This is a genomic window from Rhodococcoides navarretei (genome assembly GCF_038069675.1).
GTDB lineage: Bacteria > Actinomycetota > Actinomycetes > Mycobacteriales > Mycobacteriaceae > Rhodococcoides > Rhodococcoides navarretei.
Genome location: NZ_JBBPCN010000001.1, coordinates 546511 through 558494 on the forward strand (window position 1 = coordinate 546511; position 11984 = coordinate 558494).

Sequence of the window (11984 nt, forward strand, 5' to 3'; positions counted from 1 at the left end):
TCGACCTCGAAAGCAAAGTGGGATTGTATGGATCTGGGAATCGACGGTAGAACAGCACTGGTGACCGGAGCGGACTCCGGCATCGGCTGGCACACCGCGAAAATGCTGTTGGCCGAGGGTGTTCGGGTTGTGATCAGCGACAAGGATCAGACCTCGCTCGACGACGCTGCAGCGCAACTCGAAGCAGCGGAGGGGCAGTTGTTCGCGTTCGCTGCGGACGTGACCGACACTGAGGCCGTCGAGAACTTGGCGGCGCAGACGCAGCGGGCCGTGGGCGACATCGATATTCTCGTGCAATCCTCCGGTGTGACCGGCGCTCAGGGACTGTTCCACGAGATCGACGAGGAGGGCTGGCGGTCCACCCTCGACATCGACCTGATGGGGCCTGTTCGGCTGCTGCGGGCATTCCTGCCTGCGCTCCGACGCGGCGGCTGGGGACGCGTCGTGTTGCTGACCTCCGAGGACGCCGTGCAGCCGTACGACGACGAATTGCCCTACTGCTCAGCCAAAGCCGGGGTCCTGGCCCTGGCCAAGGGGCTCTCACGCAGCTATGCGTCGGAGGGCCTGCTGGTCAATGCGGTCTCGCCGGCATTCATTCACACCCCGATGACCGACGCGATGATGGACAAGCGCGCCGAAGAAAAGGGAACCGACCGCGACGGGGCCATCGAGAGCTTCCTCGACGAGGAGCGTCCGTACATGGAACTGGGACGCCGCGGAGAACCCGAGGAAGTGGCCTCGGTGATCACGTTCCTGTGCTCGGATCGTGCGAGCTTCGTGAACGGATCGAACTACCGAGTCGACGCCGGTTCCGTCGCAACAATTTAGGAGAACAGCATGACCAATTTCGGATACACGTTGATGACCGAGCAGAGCGGCCCCAAAGAGCTGGTGAAGTACGCCGTCGGAGCCGAGAAGGTCGGCTTCGACTTCGAGGTCAGCAGTGACCACTACTCACCGTGGCTCTCGTCGATGGGGCACTCGCCTTACGCGTGGACGACGCTGGGCGCGGTGGCTCAGGCCACCGAACGCGTCGAGTTGATGACGTACGTGACGTGCCCGATCATCAGGTACCACCCGGCCGTCGTCGCACAGAAGGCCGCGACGCTGCAGATCCTGGCCGACGGACGTTTCACCCTCGGCCTCGGCAGCGGTGAGAACCTCAACGAGCACGTCGTCGGCGAGGGCTGGCCGTCCATCGACAAGCGGCAGGACATGTTCGTCGAGGCGCTCGAGATCATCAGGGCACTGCACGCCGGCGGCCTGGTCACGTACGAGGGCAAGCACTTTCGCGTCGACTCCGCCCGGATCTGGGACATGCCCGAGGGTGGGGTGCCGATCGGTATCGCAGCCGGCGGCGAGAAGGCCGTGGCACGGTTCGCCGAGTACGGCGATCACCTCATCGCCACCGAACCCGACGCCGACCTCGTCAAGGCGTGGTCGGACAACCACGAAGGACCGGCGCGGTCGATCGGCCAGATCCCGATCTCGTGGGACCCGGACAAGGACGCGGCCATCGATCGCGCACACGATCGATTCCGCTGGTTCGCCGGTGGTTGGGCCGTCAACGCCGATCTTCCGACGACGGCGGGATTCGCTGGAGCCACCAAGTTCGTGCGCAAAGAGGATGTGGCCGAGACGATTCCGTGTGGACCGGACCTCGACGCCATCGTCGAGGCCGTGAAGCCGTACTGGGAAGCCGGGTACACCGACATCGCACTCGTGCAGGTGGGCGACGAAACTCAGGAACGCTTCCTGGCCGAGGCCGCAGGCCCGCTGCTGGAGAAGCTGCGCGCTGCGTCCAGCTGACCCGACTTTTCGACGAGACCCCGATCGAGACCGTCGATCGGGGTCTCGTGCTGTCAATGGACGTGAATGTCCCTGCGGTCCAGCATCTTACCGGTCAGTGCGAAGACTGCGAGGGTGAGCAATACGGTGGCGGTCAGGATTGACAATGCGGCCCCGGTGGTGAGCGAACCCGAGTCACCGAAGGTTCCTGTGGACAATTGGGTTGCGCGAGTCGCCAATGCATAGGGCAACACGAAGATTGCCCCGGTCACCTCGGCGGTGAGGATAGACACCGACATACCGGCCCCGACGAGAGCGATGGCAATCGGCACCGCAAACGACCTGATCGCCATCGACAGACCGGATTGCAGAGCCGCCACCGGTAGCGACCCCACCACGACCAGTGCGCTGGTTGCGAAGAGCTCGGAGGGGAGCATGCCGTCGAGGGAGAAGACCACCTTGCCGAGAACGACGACGGCTGCCAGCATGACGATGTTCATGACCACGGTCAGCGTTGCCACCACAGCCGTCTTGGCGATCACGATGCGCAACGACGGAACCGGCCCGCTCATCAGGGCATTCCAATTCCCTCCTCGGTGTTCGGATTTCCACGCCAGCGATGCCAGTACGGCAACGCCGAGTGCGAGGGGGAACAGGCCGTAGAACACGACTGTGCGCAACCACAATGTGCGCCATCCCTCTGCCAACTCTGCGCCGGACGCGATCGTATCGAACGTTCCGACCCCCGCGATGATCAGCGGGAGGAGAACGACGACTGCCCATGCCTGAGAGCGCCTGAGCTTGATCATTTCGGCCGAGAACGTATTCATGCTCGTACCTCCTGTCGATCGAGTCGAACGGTCATGAGCCAGAACAACACTGCCCCGACAACGCCCAGGGCGACGATGCTGGCGTAGGGCGGGTCCAGCGTCACCACCTGCTCGCCTCGGTAGTCGGCGGCAGACGCCAAGGAGTAGTACCCCCACGGCGTCAGGTGTGCTGCCCAGGAGGGGAATCCGGAGGCGCAGATCGCGATGACGGTACCCACGATGCCGATTCCCAGCGCGACCAGTTGGTTGTCCACTCGCGCCGAGATCAGCAGGTGCAGAGCGAGTACCACGAGGTTGGCCGTCACCGCCGCCGCCGTGTAGCCCAACCACAGGCCGGCAGGCAACGGTTGGGTCACCCCGATGGCGGTCCCCAGGAGTACACCTGCAGCACTGGCCGCCACCGTCGCGCCGCCGACAACGAGGCCCGTGGACACGAGCTTCGCGCGAACGAGTGCTCCGCGGTCGGCTCCATTGGTCTGGTTCAGCAGCCAGCCGTTGGACTGGTGCTCGACTTCCACTGTGCGGCTGGCCATCACTGCGATCAGCAGCGGCGACGCGATGGGGACGGCGAGGGACAGACCGGCCAGTGGCAGTGCCCAGGAGACCGAGGTGGAATTGCCCGAGGCCGCTGCGGTGAGAGCGCCGACGACGGTCAACCCGACGATCGTGGCGACCAACACTGTGGCGACCGCACCGATGTGCAGGTGCCTTAGTTTGGCGAATTCGTTGCGTACGGTCGTCACAATCGACCGCCCTTCGTCAGATTCATGAACACGTCCTCGAGCGACTGATCGTCGCGCCGAACGCCGTAGACGCCTGCGTTTGCGCCGACGAGTTCCGCCACCACCTGTGCGGTACCTCGATCGTCGATGCCGGGCAGTCTCAACGTGTGATCGTCGACGTGTACCGGGAACTTTTGTCGCAGAGCCGAACTCGCGCGATTGGGATCGAGGACGTCGATGAGCAGGTCCGGAGCGGAGGCGGCGAACAGTTCGTCGCGGGTGCCCTGGAAGATCAGGCGCCCCTGGCTCAGGATTCCCAGCATGCTGGCCGTCTTGTCGATCTCGCCGAGCAGATGGCTCGAGACCATGACCGTCACACCGTGTTCGGCGAGATGACGGAGCAGGCCGCGGATCTCTTCGATGCCCGACGGGTCCAATCCGTTGGTGGGCTCGTCCAGGATCAGCAGTTGTGGTTCGCGCGCGAGTGCCATCGCGATACCGAGACGCTGCTTCATCCCCAGTGAGTAGTTCTTCACCTTCTTGTCGAGGTGTTCCTGCAGGCGGACGGTGGCCACTGCCCGTTCGATCTGCTCGGCGTGCAATCCGAGCGAGCGTTGCACGATACGAAGGTTCTCCGCACCCGTGAGGTGGCCGTATCCGGGTGGAGATTCGATGAGTGATCCGATGTGTGAGAGCAATTCGCGGCGGGTGCCGTGATTCATCGGCCTGCCGAGGATCTCTACCTCACCGGAGGTCGGTCGAATCAGGGACAGCAGCATTTTCATGGTCGTCGATTTGCCAGATCCGTTCGGACCGAGAAAGCCGTAGACGCAGCCGTCAGGGATGCGAAGGTTCACGTCGTCGACGACGGTGTGCGTGTCGTAGCGTTTGCCGAGGCTGTGAGTTCTGACTATGTCCATGTCTCGACTCTGGCGCGTCGATCACGGCGAGTCGTCGCACGACAGTATCGAGATGGTCATACTCGAGGATGACGACCGAAGGTGGACCTACGGAGCCAGCCGGGACAGGTTCTTCGAGATGCTCGACGTCAGTGCCTTACCGACGATCGCAGCGAGTCCGGGGACGGGCGCGTCGAATCCGATCGTGTAGTCGAGCTCGGTGCCCCCGTCGGCGGTGGGCGTCAACTTCTGCACGCCCCAGTGCCCACGTAGCGGACCGCCCTTGGTGATGCGGTACTCGATCAGCGAGTTGGGCTCGGACGTGATGGTGGTTTCCTCGAACGCGGGCATCGGCCCGAGCTTGAGGCTCCGGGTAGAGCCGACTCCGTTGCGGGAGGTATCGCCGTCGCGCACGCGGTCGATCTTCGCCGAGAACAATGGGCCCAGGTTCTCGTGTTCGGACAATGCCGCGAAGACGACGTCGGGAGGCGAGGAGAACCGATGGGTGACATGAACGCGGGTTGGTGTCGGCATGACTCACAGTAGCGTCGATCGGGCAAAGAAAAAGGACCCACGCGAGTGGGTCCTTTTTCTCTGTCCAACTGTCGGGGTGGCGGGATTCGAACCCACGACCTCTTCGTCCCGAACGAAGCGCGCTACCAAGCTGCGCCACACCCCGTGTACCGCTGGAGAAGTCTAACTCACGACTGCCTCGGAACGCGAAACGCCCTCGTCGGAGACGTTTTTCGGACCCATTCTGGGGGCCGGAGTCAGTGTGATCAGGGTGGCTTCGGGCCGGCAGCAGAAGCGTGCCGGCGCGTAGGGCGAGGTTCCGACGCCTGCGGAGACGTGCAGCTGGGTGTGAGCGCCCCACTGGGACGGACCCTTCACCCGGGAACGGTCGATCTCGCAGTTCGTCACCAGCGCGCCGTAGAACGGCAGGCACAGCTGGCCTCCATGGGTGTGTCCGGCGAGGACGAGGTCGTATCCGTCCTGGGCGAACTTGTCCAACACCCGCGGCTCCGGTGAGTGCGTGATGCCCAGGCGCAAGTCGGCCAATGGATTGGGCTGCCCGGCGATGGTGTCGTAGCGATCGCGCTTCAGGTGGGGATCGTCGACGCCGGCAGCTGCGATGCGTACCCCGGCGACCTCGAGTTCGCGACGGACGTGAGTGACGTCGAGCCAGCCGCGCTCGGAGAACGCCGCGCGCAGATCACGCCACGGCAGCGATTCGCCCGTCGTGCGCTTGTGGTTCTTGTCGAAGTACTTGAACGGGTTCTTCGGCTTGGGCGCGAAGTAGTCGTTGCTACCAAACACGAACAGGCCCGGCCGGGCGAGCATCGGTCCCAATGCCTGCACGACACTGGGGACGGCGCGCTGGTGGGAGAGATTGTCACCGGTGTTGACGACCAAATCGGGCTCGAGCCGGTCCAGTTCGCGTAGCCAGTTCTGCTTCATCCGCTGGCCGGGCATCATGTGCAGGTCGCTGATGTGCAAGACCCGCAGAGTCGCCGATCCCGGCTCGAGCACGGCCATCGACGTCTCACGCAGCGTGAACGCATTGCGCTCGATGAGCGTGGCATATCCGACGCTCAACGCCGCGGCTCCCGCGGTCCCGATCACCGAACTCTTCAGCGGCGATGCTCTGACGGCGTCTCGCGCGTGCTCGGCAACCGAGCGCAGTTGCGTGGAGGCACCGCGCAGTTGGGTCGAGGTAGGAAGAAACGAGGGACTGAATTGTGCGGACACCTCATCCACGATACGGCAGCAACCGGATATGGACGTGCGAGCCGACGACTGCGCCGCGTAGCGTTTCCGCCATGTCCGAACTCAAGGCTCGCCTCCGTACCGACCTGACCGCAGCGATGAAGGCGAAGGACAAACTCCGCTTGGCAACGCTGCGCATGATTCTCGCCGCCATCCAGACCGAGGAGGTCTCCGGTAAGGAGGCCCACGATCTGACCGACGACGACGTTCTCAAAGTGCTTGCCAAGGAAGCGAAGAAGCGCGGCGAATCGGCCGAGATCTACACGCAGAACGGACGCGGCGAGCTCGCTGCCAACGAGCACGCAGAAGCACAGATCATCAACGAGTACCTGCCTACTCCGCTCACGGACGAGGAGCTGGCCACCATCGTCGACACCGCCATCGCGCAGGTCGCCGAGGACCTGGGGGAGCGACCGGCGATGAAGCAGATGGGTCAGGTCATGAAGGTCGCGTCGGGACTCGCCGCGGGCAAGGCCGATGGATCGCGACTTTCGAAGGCCGTCAAAGACCGTTTGTGACCACCCATGTGAGTAGAAGTTCGTAGCACGCTACGAACTTCTACTCACATGCGGCGCAGCCGCTCAACGAGGAACGGTGATACCGGGAATCGCCGGGATCTGGATGCCCGGCGGTAGGTCCGGTATCTGAATGCTCGGCAGGGCCGGTGCCGGGGCCGGGGCAGGTCGAACCGAACCGTCACTGACATAGATCGTGATGTTCGATCCGGGGACCGCCGAGCCCGACGGCGACGTCGACACCACGGTGCCGCGGGCAGCCTGAGCGGCCGTCGTCACCGCCGTCACCTGGAAGCCCGCACCCTGCAGCGTGGACGTCGCAGACGACTGGCTCTGACCGGTGACGTCGGGAACCTGGCCGTTGGCCGAGCCGCGGACGTACTTCTGGTCGACGGGTGGCAGCGTGACGGGTCCGAAGTTGGTGGCGATCGGGGTCATCGCGTCGAACCACGTCCTTGCCGGCTCGTTGCCGCCGAACAGGTTGCCCGAGCTGCAGGGGCGCAGCGGGAACGAGCAGATCTCGCTGGGCGTCGGTGAGTCGCCGTAGGTGTAGACGGCCGCGGCGTAGTTGTTGGTGAACCCGAGGAAGCCGGAGGACCGGTTCGACTCGGTCGTTCCGGTCTTACCGGCCATCGGCAGGTTCCAGCCGGCCGAGGCAGCGGCCGACGCAGACGTTCCGCCTGCCTGGTCGTCCTTGCTCATCGCGTTGGCGAGGGTGTTCGCCAGACCGGGCTCGACAACCTGCTCACATGCCTGGTGAGCCACCGGAACGGGCTTTCCGTCGCGGTCGAAGATCGAGTCGATGGGCGTGGGCGGGCACCATTTGCCGCCGGACGCCAACGTGGCAGCCACGTTCGACAGCTCCAGTGGGTTCACCCAGGTGGGGCCGAGGGTGAACGAGCCTAGATTCTGACTCTTCTGGAAGTCGGCCATCGACTGATCGGTGCCCGACGAACCCGGATCGTTGTACGAGCGCAGGCCGAGGCGCACGGCCATGTCGACCGTAGGCGTGACGCCGACGGACTCGATCAGCTTCACGAACGCGGTGTTGGGTGACTGAGCCAGTGCGTCGGTGATGGACAGCGAGGGTGGGTAATTGCCCGCGTTCTCCACGCAGTAGGTGGCAGCGGGGCAGTTTCTGGCTCCGCCGTCGCCGACACCCTTGACCTCCACGCGTTTCGGCACCTGCAGAGTCGCGCTCGTGCCGAGTCCGCGCTCCATGGCGGCAGCGGTGGTGAAGACCTTGAAGATGGAGCCTGCTCCGTTACCGACCAGAGAGTGCGGTTGCGGCTGCACGGTTTCGTTGGCGTCGGCATCGAGGCCGTAGGTGCGGCTGCTGCCCATCGCGAGCACCCGGTGCTGGTCCTGGCCCGGTGCGACGACGTTCATCACCGTGGCGACACCGTCGAGCGAGGGACTGGTGTTGCTGACCAGAGCGGCCTTGGTGGAGTTCTGAACGGCGGGATCGAGTGTCGTGCGGATGAGGTACCCGCCCTTGTCGATCTGCTCCTGGCTGATTCCGGCCTCGGCGAGGTATTCCAACGCGTAGTCGCAGAAGAACCCGCGGTCGCCTGCCGCGATGCATCCGCGGGGCAGGGTCTGAGGGACCGGCAGCACGCCGAGCGGCTCGGACTTGAGGGCCTCCAGTTCGGCGGCGCGTTCGGGGAGGTTCTGGATCATCGTGTCGAGCACGGTGTTCCGGCGGTCGATGACGCCCTGTTCGTTGGTGTACGGGTTGAGGGCGGAGCTGGACTGCACCATGCCCGCGAGCATCGCGGCCTGGACGGCGCTGAGCTGGCTGGCGTCGATGCCGAAGTACGTCTGGGCTGCGTCCTGGATGCCGAAGGACGCGTTGCCGAACGGCACCAGGTTGAGGTATCGGGTAAGGATCTCGTCCTTGGTGAGTTCCTTGTCCAGCGTCAGCGCCATCCGGATCTCGCGGATCTTACGAGCGGGCGTCGTCTCGATGGCTGCTCGACGCTCGGCGTCGGTCTTGGCCACCACGAGCAGCTGATAGTTCTTCACGTACTGCTGATCGATGGTGGACGCGCCCTGTTCCACCTGCCCGCTGGTGGTGTTGGTCAGAAACGCGCGCAGCGTGCCCTGCCAATCCACGCCCTGGTGCTCGGCGAAGCGGCGGTCCTCGATCGAGACGATGGCGAGCTTCATCTCGTTGGAGATCTGGTCGCTCGGCACCTCGAATCGGCGCTGCTCGTACAACCACGCGATGGGGTTGCCGTTGATGTCGGTCATCGTCGAGACGGCAGGCACTGCGCCCTCGACCAGCTCGGCGGAGACGTTGTCGACGGTATCGGCGGCGCGGTTGGAGGCATATCCGAACCCACCGGCCAAGGGGAACATCACGCCGGCGAGCAAGGCACCGGCGAGCGCTGAACATCCGGCGAGCTTCGCCACGGTTTTTCCAACTGACACAGAGCACAGCGTACGTGTGCGGCGCTCGGACCGGCAGAGGCCCACACGCGCTGTGTGCTGCGCCCCTGCTCGGGACGGGCGTACCAGAAATGTGACCTTGCCGTCTTGCATTCGGGGCTCGCGTTACCTAAATTATGAACACGGTGTGATTCGCATAACACTTGATAATGAATGTGGGGCAGCTCCCAGAATTTGTGCTTCGTCCGACGAGGTACAAACTGCTTGGAGCCTCCGGGACGTCCAGTGAGGACGTCCGCAACGCAAAGGGGTATCCGCATGCACACGACAACCGCGCCGACGCGACTCGATGTAGAAGAAGCAGAAGCACGCATCGCCTGGGTTTCCCACGCCCGGTGCAAGGGCACCGACCCGGATCAGCTCTTCGTCCGAGGTGCAGCGCAGCGCAAGGCGGCGACCATCTGTCGGCACTGCCCGGTGCTGATGCAGTGCGGTGCGGATGCCCTCGACAATCGAGTGGAGTTCGGCGTCTGGGGCGGCATGACGGAACGCCAGCGCAGGGCCCTGCTCAAGCAGCACCCCGAGGTCGATTCCTGGTCCGAGTTCTTCGAGACCCAGCGCCAGCAGCAAGCAGCCATCTAGCCGCCCGCCGGGCGGGGCCGATTCAGCCCTTGCGGGTCAGCTGATCGGCCACCGCGCGGAGCGCAGCGAGGTCGGAGACCTCGAACGGCAGCGAGGGCACGCCGACGATGGGCACCCGGGGGTGGGCACCGGTGAAGCGTCGAAGCAATCGCACCTCCCGCGCTGCCGTCACGGCGCGTTGCGCGTGGATTCGGAGGACGGCGGCGGTCAACTCCGCGCCCGGATCGTCGATTCGATCGAGGAGATCGGCTGCCGTCGCGGCGTGATCCGCCTGAACCGACGACAGCGTCGGGTGCGTCCGGTTCACCACCAAACCTGCCAACGGCATCTTCTCCGCCGACAGTCGCTCCACGAAGAACGCGGCCTCTCGTAGAGCGTCGGGTTCCGCTGCAGCCACGACGAGGAAACTGGTCCCGTCCTCGCGAAGCAACTGGTAGGTACGCGTCGCACGCTCGCGGAAGCCGCCGAACATCGAATCCAGTGATTGAACGAAAGCCGATGCGTCGGAAAGCATTTGACTACCGATCACCGTGGAGACGCCGCGCATGGCCAGGCTCATCGCGCTGGTGACCACGCGGGTGATGCCGCGGCCGGGAGCGGTGAGCAGCCGGATGAAACGGCCGTCGAGGAACGAGCCGAGCCGCTGCGGCGCATCGAGAAAGTCCAGTGCATTGCGTGACGGCGGAGTGTCCACCACGATCAGATCCCACGACTTGTCCAGGGACAACTGCCCCAGCTTCTCCATCGCCATGTACTCCTGCGTGCCCGAGAAGGACGACGCCACAGTCTGATAGAACGGGTTGGCCAGCACCTGCTCGGCCTTCTCCGGCGTCGAGTGCTCGATGACCATCTCGTCGAACGTGCGCCGCATGTTCAGCATCATCGCGTGCAGTTCACCCTTGGCACCGGCACTCAGCTTCACCGGCTGCGGGCTGTTGTCGAGATCGCCGAGTCCGAGAGCCTGAGCCAGACGGCGAGCCGGGTCGATCGTCAGGACCACCACCCGCCTGCCCTGCTCGGCAGCGCGCAGCGCCATCGCGGCCGCGGTGGTCGTCTTGCCCACACCCCCGGCTCCGCAGACGACGACGATCCGCGACGTGGGATCGGTCAGGATGCGGTCGACATCGAGTTCGGTTGCTACTGGTCGAGTCATCGGACACCCTGTTCTGCCAGCTTGGCGGCGAGTTCGTACAGGCCGCCGAGATCGACACCGTCGGCCAACATCGGCAGCGACATCTGTGCCACGTCGAGCTCGTCGAGCGTGGTCGCGCTCTCCACCTGAGCCGAGAGCGTCGACGCATGCTCGATCGATTCGGTGAGCAGGCCCGCGAAGTCGGCCTCGGACAGGGTGATTCCGGTCTTGGCGAGGCCGTCCTGGATGGCCACGGCATCGATCTCGCCCTCGGCAATCGACTCCAGCGACTCGGCCGGGAGGTACGTCGGTTCGGTGCGGTTGACGATGACCGTGCCGAGCCGCAGGTCCGCGGCCTCGAGCTCGCGCACCGCGTCGGCCGTCTCCTGGACCGGCAGCGCCTCGAGCAGCGTCACCAAGTGCACGACGGTGTCGGCCGAATGCAGCAACCGCACCACGCCCTCACTCTGCGACCGAACCGGCCCGCCCTTGGCGAGATCGGCCATGGCCTTGGTGACGTCGAGGAAGTTTCCGATGCGGCCGGTCGGCGGCGAGTCGACGACGATCTCGTCGTAGATGCGGTTGCCCTTCTTGTCGGTCCGCACCACGCACTCCTTGACCTTGCCGGTCAGCAGTACGTCACGAAGACCGGGTGCGATGGTCGTCGCGAACTCGATGGCACCGATCTTGCGCATCGCACGTCCGGCGAAGCCGAGGTTGTAGAACATCTCGAGGTACTCGAGGAATGCGGTCTCGATGTCGATGGCCAGTGCATAGACCTCGCCGCCGCCGTCCGCCGAGGCGACGCGCGTCTCCTGCGGGGGAAGCTGAGGCACGTCGAAGAGCTGTGCGATGCCCTGCCTGCCCTCCACCTCGACCAGTAGCACCCGTCGACCGCCTGCAGCGAGTGCGAGCGCCAATGCGGCAGCAACCGTCGTCTTACCGGTCCCACCCTTGCCGGATACGAAATGCAGCCGCGCGGCATCTGCTTTCGCCGGCCATCCCTCTTCGTTCGATGTACCCACACCCCGACCATATAGAGAGTCGGGGCCGGTCGTCCGACGGAACCGACAATCACGTGTTCGCAGTGACGCACCCCTCGCGGTCGCCGAACGATAGGCTCACGTGCATGAGCGAAAAGATCATCTGGGAGTACTTCACCGCACCGGTTCTGATTCATGCGACCAAGCAGATTCTCGACAACTACGGCGCCGAGGGCTGGGAGCTCGTGACCATCATGGCGGGACCCAACGGCGGCGACACGTTGGTCGCGTACTTCAAGCGCCCGAAGGCCTGAG

The 11984-nt window shown here is 64.7% G+C and carries 13 protein-coding genes and 1 tRNA gene; 5 read left to right on the top strand and 9 right to left on the bottom strand.

The window, feature by feature from the left end; translation table 11 throughout:
• Positions 1-27 precede the first annotated feature (27 nt).
• Positions 28-828, top strand: coding sequence for an SDR family NAD(P)-dependent oxidoreductase (locus AABD04_RS02670; RefSeq protein WP_341440142.1), 801 nt, complete (start codon positions 28-30; stop codon positions 826-828).
• A gap of 9 nt (positions 829-837) precedes the next feature.
• The gene (locus AABD04_RS02675) at positions 838-1809 is read left to right on the top strand and encodes an LLM class F420-dependent oxidoreductase (RefSeq protein ID WP_341440143.1); all 972 of its coding nucleotides are present in this window, start codon (positions 838-840) and stop codon (positions 1807-1809) included.
• Between the two features lie 53 nt (positions 1810-1862).
• On the opposite strand, the gene AABD04_RS02680 is transcribed toward AABD04_RS02675, so the two are convergent.
• From AABD04_RS02680 to AABD04_RS02705, 6 genes are all read right to left on the bottom strand, one after another.
• Entirely contained in the window at positions 1863-2618 is a 756-nt protein-coding gene (locus AABD04_RS02680; RefSeq protein WP_341440144.1) for an ABC transporter permease, read from the bottom strand.
• A complete protein-coding gene (locus AABD04_RS02685) occupies positions 2615-3361 on the bottom strand; it encodes an ABC transporter permease (protein ID WP_341440145.1) in 747 nt (248 codons plus the stop codon). Before AABD04_RS02685 ends, AABD04_RS02680 begins: the two co-directional genes overlap by 4 nt.
• Entirely contained in the window at positions 3358-4260 is a 903-nt protein-coding gene (locus tag AABD04_RS02690; protein WP_341440146.1) for an ATP-binding cassette domain-containing protein, read from the bottom strand. Before AABD04_RS02690 ends, AABD04_RS02685 begins: the two co-directional genes overlap by 4 nt.
• Positions 4261-4347: 87 nt before the next feature.
• Positions 4348-4773, bottom strand: coding sequence for an SRPBCC family protein (locus AABD04_RS02695; protein ID WP_341440147.1), 426 nt, complete (start codon positions 4771-4773; stop codon positions 4348-4350).
• Positions 4774-4844: 71 nt separating this feature from the next.
• Positions 4845-4918 (bottom strand) — tRNA-Pro (locus AABD04_RS02700).
• A gap of 17 nt (positions 4919-4935) precedes the next feature.
• Entirely contained in the window at positions 4936-5874 is a 939-nt protein-coding gene (locus tag AABD04_RS02705) for a metallophosphoesterase (protein ID WP_243610764.1), read from the bottom strand.
• Positions 5875-6059: 185 nt separating this feature from the next.
• Between AABD04_RS02705 and AABD04_RS02710 the strand changes: the two genes are divergently transcribed.
• Positions 6060-6524, top strand: coding sequence for a GatB/YqeY domain-containing protein (locus AABD04_RS02710; protein WP_243597023.1), 465 nt, complete (start codon positions 6060-6062; stop codon positions 6522-6524).
• A 63-nt stretch (positions 6525-6587) separates the two neighbouring features.
• Here the strand turns inward: AABD04_RS02710 and AABD04_RS02715 are convergent, their stop codons facing one another.
• Positions 6588-8936, bottom strand: a complete 2349-nt coding sequence (locus tag AABD04_RS02715; protein WP_341442938.1) for a penicillin-binding protein — start codon at positions 8934-8936, stop codon at positions 6588-6590.
• 294 nt (positions 8937-9230) lie between these two features.
• On the opposite strand from AABD04_RS02715, the gene AABD04_RS02720 reads away from it, so the two are divergent.
• Positions 9231-9554 (top strand): WhiB family transcriptional regulator, encoded by a 324-nt coding sequence (locus tag AABD04_RS02720; RefSeq protein WP_008712729.1) that lies wholly within the window; start codon positions 9231-9233, stop codon positions 9552-9554.
• A 22-nt stretch (positions 9555-9576) separates the two neighbouring features.
• Here AABD04_RS02720 and AABD04_RS02725 read toward each other — a convergent pair whose 3' ends face one another.
• Entirely contained in the window at positions 9577-10707 is a 1131-nt protein-coding gene (locus AABD04_RS02725; RefSeq protein ID WP_341440148.1) for an ArsA family ATPase, read from the bottom strand.
• A complete protein-coding gene (locus tag AABD04_RS02730) occupies positions 10704-11711 on the bottom strand; it encodes an ArsA family ATPase (protein WP_341440149.1) in 1008 nt (335 codons plus the stop codon). Before AABD04_RS02730 ends, AABD04_RS02725 begins: the two co-directional genes overlap by 4 nt.
• Before the next feature lie 104 nt (positions 11712-11815).
• On the opposite strand from AABD04_RS02730, the gene AABD04_RS02735 reads away from it, so the two are divergent.
• On the top strand, positions 11816-11983 hold the full coding sequence (locus AABD04_RS02735; RefSeq protein ID WP_086000239.1) for a DUF4177 domain-containing protein: 168 nt from the start codon (positions 11816-11818) through the stop codon (positions 11981-11983).
• Position 11984: the final 1 nt, after the last annotated feature.

Bases quoted from the DNA above. Each gene is read 5' to 3' on its own strand.
- AABD04_RS02670 (WP_341440142.1), top strand. From the start codon at position 28: ATGGATCTGGGAATCGACGGTAGAACAGCACTGGTGACCGGAGCGGAC.
- AABD04_RS02675 (WP_341440143.1), top strand. From the start codon at position 838: ATGACCAATTTCGGATACACGTTGATGACCGAGCAGAGCGGCCCCAAA.
- AABD04_RS02680 (WP_341440144.1), bottom strand. From the start codon at position 2,618: ATGAATACGTTCTCGGCCGAAATGATCAAGCTCAGGCGCTCTCAGGCA.
- AABD04_RS02690 (WP_341440146.1), bottom strand. From the start codon at position 4,260: ATGGACATAGTCAGAACTCACAGCCTCGGCAAACGCTACGACACGCAC.
- AABD04_RS02695 (WP_341440147.1), bottom strand. From the start codon at position 4,773: ATGCCGACACCAACCCGCGTTCATGTCACCCATCGGTTCTCCTCGCCT.
- AABD04_RS02710 (WP_243597023.1), top strand. From the start codon at position 6,060: ATGTCCGAACTCAAGGCTCGCCTCCGTACCGACCTGACCGCAGCGATG.
- AABD04_RS02720 (WP_008712729.1), top strand. From the start codon at position 9,231: ATGCACACGACAACCGCGCCGACGCGACTCGATGTAGAAGAAGCAGAA.
- AABD04_RS02725 (WP_341440148.1), bottom strand. From the start codon at position 10,707: ATGACTCGACCAGTAGCAACCGAACTCGATGTCGACCGCATCCTGACC.
- AABD04_RS02735 (WP_086000239.1), top strand. From the start codon at position 11,816: ATGAGCGAAAAGATCATCTGGGAGTACTTCACCGCACCGGTTCTGATT.